The organism is Limosilactobacillus panis (assembly GCF_019797825.1).
Taxonomy (GTDB): domain Bacteria; phylum Bacillota; class Bacilli; order Lactobacillales; family Lactobacillaceae; genus Limosilactobacillus; species Limosilactobacillus panis_A.
Genome location: NZ_CP081855.1, coordinates 460811 through 476329, shown reverse-complemented (window position 1 = coordinate 476329; position 15519 = coordinate 460811). Strand labels below are relative to the sequence as shown.

The window sequence follows — 15519 nt, the reverse complement described above, 5'->3', positions numbered from 1 at the left end:
AATCCCCATAGTTGGAATTCTTTGTGCTTGCGAAAATCTTCACTCTTTTATAATGCTTATTTCATTTAGCATGTTGTAAGTCTTCCTTTGTATGAACTTCCTGAGTAAGCAGGTTACAATAAGGCGTTTTTAAGCCATACTTTTTACCATGACTAGCAACATACCCATTGATGTAGTCAACTTCCGTTCGTCGATTGTTTTTCACCAGATCTTGGTACATTGATGGATAGTGAGCACCGATTACCCGGTAACAATCCTCAACATGGTGAACTGCTTCATCAACGTCAAGATCAATCCCTTCCTTAGCCCCCACGGCAGCAAATTCTTTAACTACTTCTACTACCATTTCGTGAGCATGACTAGTCTTACTAAATTCTTCAAGGTTGCATTCAAACAGGGTACAGAGCGTGTTTAGCGTTCCATTAACACAGCCCTTCCGAAAAACTGAATAACGGGGATCAGCCAATAAGTGACATTTCAAGCCCGCTTTATCTAATACTTCTACTAATTGTTTTACCTGACTTGCTTGCGGTTCACCTGGGGCAACGTTACTTAACTCACAACTACCATCGTCCTCAAGCAAAACATGGTCTGGTCGAGTCATCTGAGCAGTCCACATCGTGTTTGCTAGGAAAACCTGTTCTTTGGGTAGATATTTCTCAAGGGTTTGTTCATGTCCAATGCCGTTCATCAAACATAATGCCATTGTATGGCCATCAAAATTAGGCAAGAGATCCTTCACCATTTGCTCTAACTGCATACTCTTAGTTAGGAAAAGTACTACGTCAAAGCGAAGATTATTGGGCAATTCCGTTTGACCATAGGCGGGGACGTGTTCTACAACTTCTTGCCTATCAAGATTAGCACGAAGGCCGTCCTTCTTTAAGGACTTTAAACGCAAATCCCAACCATCTACTACTGTTACATCATTTCCTGCTTGTTTTAACTTTAAGGCGAAACGAGTACCCATTGCACCGACGCCTGCTACCAAAAATTTCATTAATAATTCCCTCTCTCTTATAATTAGCGCTGTCCATGTTCCTAATTAAATTAAAAAAGAAAGAGCGTTCAACAGTCACAATTAAGTAACTGTAAGAACGCTCTTGCGTGGGTACCATCTTACTTCGATTAGTACAAGACTAATCCCCTCATCACAAACTAACATTTGCGACCACGATAATGGGTGTAACCAACCTAGCCTACTATGATCTCTTCAGCCGGTAACTCAGGAATGATTAGCCTTTCTTCACCATGGTTAACTTTCACCAACCGTTAACTCTCTGAAACCTAATCAAGGAAGACTTTTTCCTTCACTGCTTTTTCTCATTTAATTTTAATTATTGCTAATAGGATAATAGGAAGGAGGGGTCTTGTCAACCCTTAAAATTAATTTTTTTTAATATTATATACACGACAAAAGGTCCTGGTAAAGCCATTACCCCTGTTGTTGGCAATTGTCTTAACCCTTTGTAGTGCTCGACGAACAATATGCAGTTTAAGGTAGTTATCATACTTATGAAACAAAAAACGGCCATAAACTTACACTTTAGCAGTTTATGGTCATTTTAATATGTGTCTATAAAAAATGCCAACTAGAGGAGTCGAACCTCCGACCTTCTCTTTACGAGGGAGATGCTCTACCAGCTGAGCTAAGTTGGCATAAAAAGAAAAGCTGTCAACTAAAAGTCAACAGCTCCAGCAACTCCGGCAGTCAGACTCGAACTGACGACAACCTGATTAACAGTCAGGTGCTCTACCAACTGAGCTATGCCGGAATAACGCGTGGCAACGTCCTATCCTTGCAGGGAGCGATCCCCCAACTACTTTCGGCGTGTTGAAGCTTAACTTCTGTGTTCGGCATGGGAACAGGTGTATCCTTCAAGCCATCATCACCACACTTCGTCTCTTCTGAGACGAGAGCTTGCGCTCTCAAAACTAAACAATATCTAACCTCACCAACAAACCTAACCGCTCTTCCTTGGTTAAGTCCTCGACCGATTAGTAATGGTCCGCTCCATGCATCACTGCACTTCCACTTCCATCCTATCTACCACATCATCTTTGTGGGGTCTTACTTCCCCGAAGGGAATGGGAAATCTCATCTCGAGGCGAGTTTCACACTTAGATGCTTTCAGCGTTTATCTCGTCCATACATAGCTACCCAGCCGTGCTCCTGGCGGAACAACTGGTACACCAGCGGTATGTCCATCCCGGTCCTCTCGTACTAAGGACAGCTCCTCTCAAATTTCCTACGCCCGCGACGGATAGGGACCGAACTGTCTCACGACGTTCTGAACCCAGCTCGCGTACCGCTTTAATGGGCGAACAGCCCAACCCTTGGGACCGACTACAGCCCCAGGATGCGATGAGCCGACATCGAGGTGCCAAACCTCCCCGTCGATGTGGACTCTTGGGGGAGATAAGCCTGTTATCCCCAGGGTAGCTTTTATCCGTTGAGCGATGGCCCTTCCATACGGAACCACCGGATCACTAAGCCCGACTTTCGTCCCTGCTCGACCTGTCTGTCTCGCAGTCAAGCTCGCTTGTGCCTTTACACTCTGCGAATGATTTCCAACCATTCTGAGCGAACCTTTGGGCGCCTCCGTTACCTTTTGGGAGGCGACCGCCCCAGTCAAACTGCCCACCTGACACTGTCTCCCAGCACGTTCAGTGCTGCGGGTTAGAGTGGTCATAATGCAAGGGTAGTATCCCACCAGCGCCTCCAGCGAAACTAGCGTTCCGCTTTCTATGGCTCCTACCTATCCTGTACAAGCAGTACAAACACTCAATATCAAGCTACAGTAAAGCTCCATGGGGTCTTTCCGTCCTGTCGCGGGTACCCTGCATCTTCACAGGGATTTCAATTTCACCGAGTCTCTCGTTGAGACAGTGCCCAGATCGTTACGCCTTTCGTGCGGGTCGGAACTTACCCGACAAGGAATTTCGCTACCTTAGGACCGTTATAGTTACGGCCGCCGTTTACTGGGGCTTCAATTCTGAGCTTCGCTTACGCTAACCCATCCTTTTAACCTTCCAGCACCGGGCAGGCGTCAGCCCCTATACTTCATCTTACGATTTTGCAGAAACCTGTGTTTTTGATAAACAGTCGCCTGGGCCTTTTCACTGCGGCTGGCCTTGCGGCCAGCACCCCTTCTTCCGAAGTTACGGGGTCATTTTGCCGAGTTCCTTAACGAGAGTTCTCTCGCTCACCTTAGGATTCTCTCCTCGACTACCTGTGTCGGTTTGCGGTACGGGCAGTTGAATACTCACTAGAAGCTTTTCTCGGCAGTGTGACATCAGCGACTTCGTTACTATAATTTCACTCCCCATCACAACTCGTCAACCCGCAACTAAGCATTTGACTCAGTTACTGACTCGTTGCTTGGCCGCACTCTTCCAATCATGCGGTTCGCTTAGCCTCCTGCGTCCCTCCATCATTCAAACGCATTCAACTGGTACAGGAATCTCAACCTGTTATCCATCGCCTACGCCTCTCGGCCTCAGCTTAGGTCCCGACTTACCCTGGGAGGACGAGCCTTCCCCAGGAAACCTTAGTCATTCGGTGGACAGGATTCTCACCTGTCTTTCGCTACTCATACCGGCATTCTCACTTCTAAGCGCTCCACCAGTCCTCACGGTCTGACTTCGCCGCCCTTAGAACGCTCTCCTACCACGTGCACGTAGTGCACATCCACAGTTTCGGTAATATGCTTAGCCCCGGTACATTTTCGGCGCAGAATCACTCGACTAGTGAGCTATTACGCACTCTTTAAATGGTGGCTGCTTCTGAGCCAACATCCTAGTTGTCTATGCAACTCCACATCCTTTTCCACTTAGCATATATTTAGGGACCTTAACTGGTGATCTGGGCTGTTCCCCTTTCGACGGTGGATCTTATCACTCATCGTCTGACTCCTGAGGATAAATCGATGGCATTCGGAGTTTATCTGAAGTTGGTAACCCATGACGGGCCCCTTGTCCAAACAGTAGCTCTACCTCCACGATTCTTTTCCTCAAGGCTCCCCCTAAAGAGATTTCGGAGAGAACCAGCTATCTCCAAGTTCGTTTGGAATTTCACCGCTACCCACACCTCATCCCAGCCATTTTCAACTGACACGGGTTCGGTCCTCCAGTGCGCTTTACCGCACCTTCAACCTGGACATGGGTAGGTCACCTGGTTTCGGGTCTATAACTACATACTTCATACGCCCATTTAAGACTCGCTTTCGCTACGGCTCCGGTTTTCCTACCTTAACCTTGCATGCAATCATAACTCGCCGGTTCATTCTGCAAGAGGCACGCCGTCATCCATTAACGGGCTCCGACTGCTTGTAGGCACATGGTTTCAGGAACTATTTCACTCCCCTTCCGGGGTGCTTTTCACCTTTCCCTCACGGTACTGGTTCACTATCGGTCACTAGGTAGTATTTAGCCTTGCGAGATGGTTCTCGCAGCTTCCGACGGGGTTTCACGTGTCCCGCCGTACTCAGGATCCTGAACGGAGAATGTGACGTTTCGTCTACGGGGCTATCACCCTCTCTGGCACAGCTTCCCAGCTGTTGCGACTACGTCGCATTTTGGTAACTCCATTGTTCAGTCCTACAACCCCAGTAAGCAAGCTCACTGGTTTGGGCTCTTCCCCTTTCGCTCGCCGCTACTCAGGGAATCGATTTTTCTTTCTCTTCCTGCAGCTACTGAGATGTTTCAGTTCACTGCGTCTTCCTTCTGCTAGCTATGAATTCACTAGTCAGATAACCAACGACTAAGTTGGTTGGGTTTCCCCATTCGGAAATCTCCGGATCAAAGTGTACTTACCACTCCCCGAAGCATATCGGTGTTTGTCCCGTCCTTCATCGGCTCCTAGTACCAAGGCATTCACCATGCGCCCTTCATAACTTAACCTTGATGATCACTTCGTGATCACCTTGATTAATTGAGTTAGCGATTATTTCGTTAATAAAACTCAAATAACGCGGTGTTCTCGGTTTATTGTTTTGATTAATAAAGAAATTAGATATTATTTAGTTTTCAAAGTACAAACTCTGCTAGCCTTATGACTAGCAATGGAGAATAACGGAATCGAACCGATGACCTCCTGCTTGCAAAGCAGGTGCTCTCCCAGCTGAGCTAATTCCCCAAAATATATGGGCCTAAATGGACTTGAACCATCGACCTCACGCTTATCAGGCGTGCGCTCTAAACCAACTGAGCTATAGGCCCAAATAAGCGTCATGTGTTTTGAAAGGTAAACCTCTCAAAACTAAACAAAGTTTCAACTAATGTGTAGGTTCCGTTTTATTCCTTAGAAAGGAGGTGATCCAGCCGCAGGTTCTCCTACGGCTACCTTGTTACGACTTCACCCCAGTCATCTGCCCTGCCTTAGGCAGCTCCCTCCAAAATGGTTAGGCCACTGACTTTGGGCATTGCAAACTTCCATGGTGTGACGGGCGGTGTGTACAAGGCCCGGGAACGTATTCACCGCGGCATGCTGATCCGCGATTACTAGCGATTCCGACTTCGTGCAGTCGAGTTGCAGACTGCAGTCCGAACTGAGACCGGCTTTAAGAGATTTGCACACCCTCGCGGGTTAGCTGCTCGTTGTACCGGCCATTGTAGCACGTGTGTAGCCCAGGTCATAAGGGGCATGATGATCTGACGTCGTCCCCACCTTCCTCCGGTTTGTCACCGGCAGTCTCACTAGAGTGCCCAACTGAATGCTGGCAACTAGTAACAAGGGTTGCGCTCGTTGCGGGACTTAACCCAACATCTCACGACACGAGCTGACGACGACCATGCACCACCTGTCATTGCGTCCCCGAAGGGAACGCCTAATCTCTTAGGTTAGCGCAAGATGTCAAGACCTGGTAAGGTTCTTCGCGTAGCTTCGAATTAAACCACATGCTCCACCGCTTGTGCGGGCCCCCGTCAATTCCTTTGAGTTTCAACCTTGCGGTCGTACTCCCCAGGCGGAGTGCTTAATGCGTTAGCTGCGGCACTGAAGGGCGGAAACCCTCCAACACCTAGCACTCATCGTTTACGGCATGGACTACCAGGGTATCTAATCCTGTTCGCTACCCATGCTTTCGAGCCTCAGCGTCAGTTGCAGACCAGACAGCCGCCTTCGCCACTGGTGTTCTTCCATATATCTACGCATTCCACCGCTACACATGGAGTTCCACTGTCCTCTTCTGCACTCAAGTCGCCCGGTTTCCGATGCACTTCTTCGGTTAAGCCGAAGGCTTTCACATCAGACCTAAGCAACCGCCTGCGCTCGCTTTACGCCCAATAAATCCGGATAACGCTTGCCACCTACGTATTACCGCGGCTGCTGGCACGTAGTTAGCCGTGACTTTCTGGTTGAATACCGTCACTGCATGAACAGTTACTCTCATGCACGTTCTTCTTCAACAACAGAGTTTTACGAGCCGAAACCCTTCTTCACTCACGCGGTGTTGCTCCATCAGGCTTGCGCCCATTGTGGAAGATTCCCTACTGCTGCCTCCCGTAGGAGTATGGACCGTGTCTCAGTTCCATTGTGGCCGATCAGTCTCTCAACTCGGCTATGCATCATTGCCTTGGTAGGCCGTTACCCTACCAACTAGCTAATGCACCGCGGGTCCATCCTAAAGTGATAGCCGAAACCATCTTTGATACGAAAACCATGTGGTTTTCGTAGTTATGCGGTATTAGCACCTGTTTCCAAATGTTATCCCCCGCTTTAGGGCAGGTTGCCCACGTGTTACTCACCCGTCCGCCGCTCACTGGTAATCCATCGTCAAATCAGTGCAAGCACGTCATATCAGTTGGGCCAGTGCGCTCGACTTGCATGTATTAGGCACACCGCCGGCGTTCATCCTGAGCCAGGATCAAACTCTCATATAAAATATAAGAACTTGAATAGCTCTAATTCAAATTAATTAAGCGAATTGACTTCGCAAATGTTTTTGCTCCAATCACCAAAGTGATTAGAGACCCTACACATTTGATTCGTCGAAACTTTGTTCAGTTTTCAAAGGTCTACCAGTTAGTCAACTAAGCAGTCAACTAACATTTACCATTATATCAAATCTGCTCATCAAAGTCAACAATTAATTTCAATTAATTAAGTCAACTTATTAACAAACAGCTTTTATAATATATCATGCTGCCAAAGGCCTGTCAACAAAAAGTTCTATTTCAAAATCGAGCAAACAGTTGTTAACGTCCTAAACAACGATACTAACTATACCGAGATATCAACTAATTGTCAACAAATAATTAGAAATAAATTCAACTATTTTTAAACGCCGAACTTTTATTATAGAGTATACATTTTTGTTCATATTTACACTCAAAAAAGGTGAATGACCAAATTCTTTTCAAAACGTCCGGCTTTACTTCTTATTTAAATCCCCTCTCGTTCCTTTAGTACTTTCTTCTCTTTGGGATACACTGGCCAAAGTTGCACTTTTTCGTTGCCTCAACTAACTGCAACTATTAATATAAACTTCCGCTAATAACCAGTAGACTATCGTCTTTTAAGGAATAACATTCTTTTAAGGAATAACATTACGAAAAAACTGAAGTAGCCACCCTGCGTAATATTTCAAAATCCTAAGCTAATAAAAAAACCCCCACCTTTAAGTAAACTAGGTGCGGATCTTTTATATTAAAGTGGCATCGCCATCAATTAATAAACTTTTTAATACTATAATTTCACGAAGCCTACTTTTGCTTCTTCTTGCCCTTCTTGCCCTTCTTGCCTTTCTGCTTTTCTTTTTCGGGACGCATAGTTGGGAAGAGAATAACATCTCGAATCGACTTTGCATCAGTCAGCAACATTACCAACCGATCAATCCCGATACCGAGTCCTCCCGTTGGCGGCATCCCGTATTCCAGAGCCTGAACGTAGTCTAAGTCCACTGGTTCAGCTTCATCATTACCGTTAGACTTTTCCTTAGCCTGCATTTCAAACCGCTTCTTCTGATCGATTGGGTCGTTTAATTCACTGAAAGCATTTCCCAGTTCGCTCCCGTCAACGTACAGTTCGAACCGGTCTGTCATTTCCGGATTGTCCTTATTCCGCTTAGCCAGTGGCGAAACTTCAACTGGGTATTCATAAACAAAGGTTGGTTGGATAAGAGTATCCTCCACATATTCCTCAAAGAAAGCGTTCAGGATATGTCCCTTCGTCCAGTATGGCTTGTATTCAATCTTGTGTTCTTCAGCCAGCTTCTTGGCATCCTCGTCCGTCATGGACTTGTCACTAAAGTCAATCCCCGTCTTTTCCTTAACGGCATCAACCATTGTGATCCGCTTAAAGTCCCCGCCTAGGTCAATATTATGTCCCTGGTAGGTGATCTTCCCATCGTCGGATACAACCTTGGCAGCCGCCTTAACGATCCCTTCCGTCTCGTCCATCACATCATGGAAGTCGAAGTATGCGGCATAGGTTTCCATTGTCGTAAATTCGGGATTATGGTGCGGGTCCATCCCCTCATTCCGGAAAATGCGGCCTAATTCGTAAACCCGTTCAAAGCCCCCAACAATCAACCGCTTCAGGTACAATTCGGTTGCAATCCGTAGATACATATCAATGTCTAAGGCATTATGGTGGGTAATAAACGGCCGGGCGTTAGCACCACCAGCTTGAGTATTTAAAATTGGGGTTTCAACTTCAGTAAAGCCATGGTCATCCATGTACTTCCGGACAGCCTTGATAATCGCCGTCCGTTGGTGGAAACGTTTGAAGCTCTCAGGATTAGAAATCAGGTCAAGATACCGTTGACGATAAATCGTCTCGGGATCCGTGACCCCTTCCCACTTATTTGGTAGTGGACGTAGGGCCTTGGACAAGAAGGTAATCTTGTGAGCCCGCACAGTTAACTCGCCGGTATTAGTCTTAATAACATCCCCATGAATTCCCAGGAAGTCACCAATATCAGCCCGCTTGAAAATATGGTACGGTTCGTCCCCTACCATATCCTTACGTGCATAAACTTGAATTTTGCCTGTCCGGTCAACAAAATCAGCAAATCCAGCCTTACCACTGCTCCGCTTTCGGGTCATTCGTCCAGCAATGGTGACCATCTCACCCATTTCATTTAATTCTTCCTTGTCATACTTGTCGTATTTGTCGTGGAGGTCTTGGGCCAGGCGGTCACGCTTAAAACGCCGGCCAAAGGGTTCAATCCCCGCCTTTTTTAACTCTTCCATCTTTTCACGACGAACACGCATTTGATCTAGTTCTTGTGACACAGAATTCTCCTCCTCTTATTGAGCTTCTTTAGTTGATCTTCTGCTCTCCCGTTCTGCTGTCTGTTCAGCAAAGCGGTCAAAGATATCGTTCATTTCCTGCCGCGTTTCGGCTTCTACCAAGGCAGCCTTGGTCCTTGCGGAACGGGGTATTCCTTTCAAATAGTAAGTAGAAAGGCCCCGGAATTCACGTACACCGATGTACTCACCCTTGAGGTCAATCAACCGGTTAAGGTGGTCCTTAGCCATCTTAATCTTCTCCTCAGCAGTCGCTTCCGGCAGCAATTCACCAGTCTCCAAGTAGTGTTCCGTCCGGGTAAGCATCCATGGGTTCCCCATCGCTGCCCGGCCAATCATTGCAGCCGTTGCCCCAGTCATATCAAGGACCTTCTTGGCATCCTCCGGTGTGCGAATATCACCGTTGGCCATGAACGGAATCGTCAGTTGATCAGCAACCTCTTTTAGTATATTCCAATCCGCGTGTCCCGTATACATCTGTTTTCTGGTCCGCCCGTGCATTGCAATTGCGGCAGCACCTGCCTTTTCCGCGGCAAGGGCATTTTGAACAGCGTAAATGTGCTTGTCATCCCAACCAGTCCGCATCTTTACCGTTACTGGTTTCTTGACGGCGTCAGTGACGTAAGAGACCATTTCGTAAACCTTATCTGGGTCCAGTAACCACCGGGCACCCGCATCAGTCTTAACCACTTTGTTTACCGGGCAACCCATGTTGATATCAATCACGTCCGCCGCCGTGTGCTGGTCAACGTACTTGGCAGCTTCAACCAGCGTTTCCTTAGTCCCCCCGAAGATCTGAATCCCCATCGGGTGTTCACTAGGGTCAACATTCATCATATTCAGGGTCTTTTTATTATGGTACATGATTCCCCGGTCCGAAATCATTTCGCAAACCACGTAACCAGCACCAAACTTCTTGCAGATGACCCGAAATGCCGAGTTGGTTACGCCCGCCATCGGTGCCACGACAACCTGATTTGGAATCTCAACGTTGCCAATTTTCCACTTCATAAATTCACCTCATTGCTCATGTGCAACGGAGCTGGCTTCCAATTGCACTTTGATATAGTTCAATAACTCAACTATCATAGCACATCCACCGTTTGGTAACCAAGTAACTACTTTTTTTCCGTACCCTTGTTTTGCTTTTCAGCGATTTCCTTATCGGCCTCGGCATCAGCAACCTTCTTGTCGTAGATCAGCTGTAGTTCCTCCTCGCTGAATTCATACTTTTTACCACAAAACTGACAGACTGTCTCCGCATGATGGTCTTCGTCAATCAACTTCTTCAAATCAGCCGTACTAATACTCTCCAAAGCCCGGGCAAAACGTCGCTTAGAGCAGTCACATTCGTAACGTACCGGCATGGTATCCAAAATTTTCAGCTGATCACCAAAAATCTTCTTGAGAATATCTTCCGGCGTATCGCCGTCCCGGAGCATTTCCGAAACGAGTGGCAGCCCCTTGAGTGTCTTTTCCAACTTTGAAATTTCCTCGTCACTAGCACCGGGGAGAACCTGGATCATGAAACCGCCAGCTACCTCAATACTGTCGTCCGGGTTGACGAAAACTGACAGCCCAACTGCTGACGGAATCTGTTCTGATTGGGCAAGGTAATAAGTAAAGTCATCACCCAATTCGCCCGAAACTAGGTTGACTTCCCCGGTGTAAGGCGTTTTGTCACCAGGAGCCATCTTGGTTACGGAGAGGGTCCCCTTTTTACCAACGGCGCCTGCCACATCAATTTTTCCCTTGGCATTAGCCGGGAGGTTAACGTGGGGGTTACCCATGTAGCCCTTAACCGTTCCCTTGGCGGTCCCGTCTACAACAATGTAGCCAACCGGGCCGTTTCCTTGGATCTTGACCGTCATCCCGGCCTCACCTTCAAGACCTGCGGTGGCCAACAGGAGAGTTCCAACAAGGGTCCGGCCCAGAGCTGCTGATGAAGCACTCCAGGTATCATGAATTTCGTGGGCCTTTTCTACTAACTGGGTAGCGTTGACGGCGTATGCGCGGAACTTACCGTCCTTACTCATACTCTTTACTAAATAATCCGTTGATTTCATTATTAATTCCTCCTCGTAATAAAAAATGGGAGAACCAGCCCTGCGGCTCAGTCACTCCCATTTTATCATTTTATTATTCTTGATGGTCAGAATGATCATCCGAATGGCCCTCATTAGATGGGCTTTCGTGAGTTTCTAACTTATCAGGATGATCGGCGTTTTCTTCACTTGGCAACGCATTATTGTTTGCCTTATTTTCCCGCTTTTCATCTTCGAGCCGTTCCAGTGCCCGCTTTGATTCTTCAAAGGTTTGGGCATGGGCCTCTTCATTTGCTTCAGCATGGGCCTTTTCTGGAATCCTCCCGGTCTTGTACAGACTCAGAATTTCCTTTTCATCAAGGGTCTCATACTTAAGCAGGGCCTCAGCAATTACCTTGTGCTGCTCCCGGTGGGTCTCCAGAATGTGGAGGGCTTGTTCGTGACCTTCATTAAGGATCCGGCGAACTTCCTCATCAATCAGGGCCGCCGTCTTTTCGGAGTAAGTTGATTGGTCATAACCCTGACCAGTGAATACCTGACCGGAGCTCTGTAATTCAACAGGGCCAATCTTGTCACTCATCCCGTACTGGGTGACCATCGCCCGGGCAATTTGGGTTGCCTGCTCAAAGTCATTGGAAGCACCCGAAGACTGGGACTTGAAAATCAGCTCTTCAGCCGCACGACCACCCATCAAACCGGCAATCTGCTCTTCAGCATTCTTCTTGGACATCAGCATTTGGTCTTCCCGTGGCAGCATAATTGCGTAACCACCGGCTCGTCCACGCGGCACAATTGTTACTTTGTGGACAACCCGGGCATCGTTCAAGACCAGACCAACAATCGTGTGACCGGCTTCGTGGTAAGCAACGGTCTTCCGCTCTTGTGGTGATTGAACCCGGTCGTGCTTGGCTGGACCGGCAATTACCCGGTCTTCGGCTTCATCTAAGTCGTCCGCATCAATCTGGGCCTTATTCCGCCGGGCTGCCAAGAGGGCCGCTTCGTTCAACAGATTAGCCAGATCGGCACCAACGAAACCAGGGGTTTGCTTGGCAATCTCCTTGAGGTCAACGTCCGGCGCTAATGGCTTATTCTTCGCATGAACCCGCAGAATTGCTTCACGCCCCTTAATATCTGGACGGCCAACCAGGATCTTCCGGTCGAAACGACCAGGACGCAGCAGGGCCGGGTCTAGAACATCGGACCGGTTAGTGGCGGCCATTACAATGACCCCTTCGTCACCTTGGAACCCGTCCATTTCAACCAGCAATTGGTTAAGCGTTTGCTCACGTTCATCGTGGCCACCGCCCATACCGCTACCGCGCCGGCGACCAACGGCATCAATTTCATCAATGAAGATGATCGCTGGAGCAGCCTTCTTTGCTTGGTCAAAGAGATCCCGGACACGGCTAGCACCAACCCCGACGAACATTTCAACGAAGTCAGAACCAGAAATGGAGAAGAATGGTACTCCTGATTCACCGGCAACCGCCTTGGCAAGCAAAGTCTTACCAGTACCCGGAGGACCCTCAAGCAAAACCCCAGATGGGATCTTAGCACCCAGCCGGGTGAATTTCTTTGGATTCTTCAGGAATTCAACAACTTCGACCAGCTCTTGCTTTTCTTCTTCCTCACCGGCAACATCAGAGAAACGGACTTTATTCTTTTTGGCATCTGCTGGTTTAGCTTTTGTCTTACCAAAGCTCATTACTCCTCGACCGCCGCCACCTTGACCTGCTTGGCCCATCATCATGTAGAAGAAGAAAATCATGATGACTAATGGAAGGACGGTTAAAAGTAAGTTCATCCAGACACTGTTGGATTCCTCCGCCCGGGTACTCAGCTTAACATTGTGCTTGTTAGCATAATTCTGCAGTTGACTAACCGTAACGTCGCTTTCCAGGACAGAACTCTGGAATTGACTTACCTTACTATTGCGTTGCGTGGTTAAAGCAAAACCGTTATTGGAGTCATTATTATTAGATTGGGGCTTGCGGTAAGTCCCGGTAACCTTATAAACTCCACCATTCGGTTGTAGCTGGACACTCTTAACCTTATTGCTCTTCAGTTCAGAGATAAACTCGCTTTGGGTGACTGTCTTGCTCTGACCAGTGGACTGGTTACCACCGAAGAAGAAGTAGGCAATTCCCATGATACACAAGAACATCACTGCGTAGAAGAGAACGTTATGAGTAAAATTATTATTACGCCGATTGTTGTTCATAACAACCTCCTATCTACCAGCAACAATTAATTGTACAAACTATAATAGCATACTTGACAATCTTTGACCATTAAATAGCTACCATTAGTCTTCACTATAAACAGACGGCTTCAAAACGCCGACGTATGGCAGGTTTCGGTAGTATCCTTTGTAATCCAAACCGTAGCCAACGAGGAATTCGTTCGGTACCTTGAAGCCATAATATTCAACATTAACGTCAAACTCCCGGCCTTCTGGTTTATTAAGGAGGGAAACTGTCTTAACGCTCTTAGCCCCCCGCTTCTTTAACAGTTTGACTAGGTAGTCCAGTGTCCGTCCACTATCAACAATGTCTTCAGTAATCAAGACGTTGCGTCCCTTAACATCGGATGTCATATCATGAATGAGCTTCAACTGACCAGTCGTTGCCGTCCCACCAAAGTAAGTTGACACATCAATAAAGTCAATCTGGGCCATGATATCCATCTTCTTAATCAGCTCGACCGTAAAGAGGACCGCCCCAGATAGAACTGAGACAATCAATGGTTTTTTATCACGGTACTCAACCGTTAGCTGCTTGGCCAACCGATCGATTGCCGTTTGAATGTCATCCGCACTGTAAAGCACCTTTTCAATATCGTTGTTCATAATCCTTCTCCTTATTTATCCTCAATGCTAACCACAACCTGCCGCCACTTCTGCTGGTAGTTCGCTGGCCGGGGAAACCAACTCCACTTCCGACCGATGACCCAAACAACCCGACCTTGCGCATCGACCAGGACCAGCTGCCGGTCCCGTACCTGCTGGGGAACCTTCTGATCAATCAGCACCCGGCGGACCTTCTGGTGACCACCATTTTTTAGAATAATGAAATCACCCGTTTGCCAGTGCCGCAGCGTTAGTGGGAACTGGTCAGGGGCAAGCCACATTACCTGTCCAGGCCCCTTTTCTGGGCCCGCAACTACCATTAAATACTGCTTAGCATTGATAAAATATTGTTGGCCCAATTTTACCACAGACGCTGGTACATTTTGCCGCTGCGCCACGATTTTCTCTTGGGAAAGGAGGAAGCACTTGTCATACCGACGCTGTAGCATAACCGCTCCTGGCAAGGTCAGCTGTCCCTGGGGCGCTGCCTGGACCGCCAGTAACTTCTCAATCGCGGTCAGAAGGGCCTGTTTAACATTTAAAACGCCCCGTTGTCTCAACCATTCCAAGAGGAGAGCCCGCTGGTCAGCCCGGTCATGGCAGTGGAGGGCGGCAAGGTCCAGTTCATCCCCCACACTGATGGTCTTCAACCGTTCAACTAGCCAGCGTTCCCGCCAATCTAGAAGGCGCTGCAACTGGTCATGGTAGCTAGTTAGGTGGTCTAACAGGCGCGGATTCTCCCGCTGGAGGGCGGGAATAATCTCATGCCGGTAACGGTTCCGGGTGATAGTCAGGTCCTGGTTGGTGACGTCCTCGAACCACTTAATCCCCTTGGCCCGGGCATAATTAACAAGGGCCTGCTTGGCAAAGGGTAAAAGGGGCCGGACCAGTTGACCGCTGGCAAAGGGCCGTTGATCTGCAATTCCCACCAGCTGGTCTAATTGACCACCCCGGACCAGTTTCATTAACATTGTTTCTGCAAGGTCATTTTGGTGGTGGGCGGTAACCAGCACCCGGGCCCCCTGTCGCTTCATCAAGTCAGCAAAAAAATGGTAACGATAGGCCCGGCCGGCCGCCTCAACCCCTCTTGCTGGATGGACACTACGCGACCAGTGGGTAACGGCTAGCGCCAGATGGTGGCGGTCACAATAATCCTTAATGAATTCTTCTTCAACCGTACTCTGGTTACGTAACTCATGGTTGACGTGGGCAACAACCAGGTGAGGCCGCAACGTCACCGGTAACTTCTGGAGGAGGTTTAAGAGAACCATCGAGTCTACCCCCGTGGAGACAGCAACAATCACCGTATCGTTTTTACTAAAAAAGCGGCGCCTTTGCAGGTGCCGCTTGAATTTTTCTTCTAAGCTAATCATT

General features: G+C 48.0%; 7 protein-coding genes, 4 tRNA genes, 3 rRNA genes and 1 other annotated feature. All 14 genes read right to left on the bottom strand.

Annotated features, from left to right (window positions below; genetic code table 11):
• Nucleotides 1-61 precede the first annotated feature (61 nt).
• A complete protein-coding gene (locus KZE55_RS02175; RefSeq protein WP_222258907.1) occupies nt 62-1000 on the bottom strand; it encodes a 2-dehydropantoate 2-reductase in 939 nt (312 codons plus the stop codon).
• A 90-nt stretch (nt 1001-1090) separates the two neighbouring features.
• Nucleotides 1091-1323, bottom strand: a binding site (T-box leader).
• A gap of 263 nt (nt 1324-1586) precedes the next feature.
• Nucleotides 1587-1659 (bottom strand) — tRNA-Thr (locus KZE55_RS02170).
• A 43-nt stretch (nt 1660-1702) separates the two neighbouring features.
• Nucleotides 1703-1775: transfer RNA gene (locus tag KZE55_RS02165), tRNA-Asn, on the bottom strand.
• A gap of 5 nt (nt 1776-1780) precedes the next feature.
• A 5S ribosomal RNA gene (gene rrf, locus KZE55_RS02160) occupies nt 1781-1897 on the bottom strand.
• Nucleotides 1898-1978: 81 nt separating this feature from the next.
• Nucleotides 1979-4902 (bottom strand): 23S ribosomal RNA (locus tag KZE55_RS02155).
• A 162-nt stretch (nt 4903-5064) separates the two neighbouring features.
• Nucleotides 5065-5137: transfer RNA gene (locus KZE55_RS02150), tRNA-Ala, on the bottom strand.
• A gap of 8 nt (nt 5138-5145) precedes the next feature.
• Nucleotides 5146-5220, bottom strand: a tRNA-Ile gene (locus tag KZE55_RS02145).
• An 86-nt stretch (nt 5221-5306) separates the two neighbouring features.
• Nucleotides 5307-6882: ribosomal RNA gene (locus KZE55_RS02140) — 16S ribosomal RNA — on the bottom strand.
• Together the 16S, 23S and 5S rRNA genes with 4 tRNA genes alongside form the textbook arrangement of a ribosomal RNA operon.
• Before the next feature lie 822 nt (nt 6883-7704).
• Complete coding sequence (gene lysS, locus KZE55_RS02135) at nt 7705-9237, bottom strand: lysine--tRNA ligase (RefSeq protein WP_222258905.1); 1533 nt, start codon at nt 9235-9237, stop codon at nt 7705-7707.
• A gap of 15 nt (nt 9238-9252) precedes the next feature.
• The gene (gene dusB / locus KZE55_RS02130) at nt 9253-10263 is read right to left on the bottom strand and encodes a tRNA dihydrouridine synthase DusB (protein WP_222258903.1); all 1011 of its coding nucleotides are present in this window, start codon (nt 10261-10263) and stop codon (nt 9253-9255) included.
• A 107-nt stretch (nt 10264-10370) separates the two neighbouring features.
• Nucleotides 10371-11318 (bottom strand): Hsp33 family molecular chaperone HslO, encoded by a 948-nt coding sequence (gene hslO / locus KZE55_RS02125; RefSeq protein ID WP_222258901.1) that lies wholly within the window; start codon nt 11316-11318, stop codon nt 10371-10373.
• A 73-nt stretch (nt 11319-11391) separates the two neighbouring features.
• Complete coding sequence (gene ftsH, locus KZE55_RS02120; protein ID WP_222258899.1) at nt 11392-13518, bottom strand: ATP-dependent zinc metalloprotease FtsH; 2127 nt, start codon at nt 13516-13518, stop codon at nt 11392-11394.
• Nucleotides 13519-13602: 84 nt separating this feature from the next.
• A complete protein-coding gene (gene hpt, locus KZE55_RS02115) occupies nt 13603-14145 on the bottom strand; it encodes a hypoxanthine phosphoribosyltransferase (RefSeq protein ID WP_222258897.1) in 543 nt (180 codons plus the stop codon).
• Between the two features lie 11 nt (nt 14146-14156).
• A complete protein-coding gene (gene tilS / locus KZE55_RS02110) occupies nt 14157-15518 on the bottom strand; it encodes a tRNA lysidine(34) synthetase TilS (protein WP_222258895.1) in 1362 nt (453 codons plus the stop codon).
• Nucleotide 15519 lies beyond the last annotated feature (1 nt).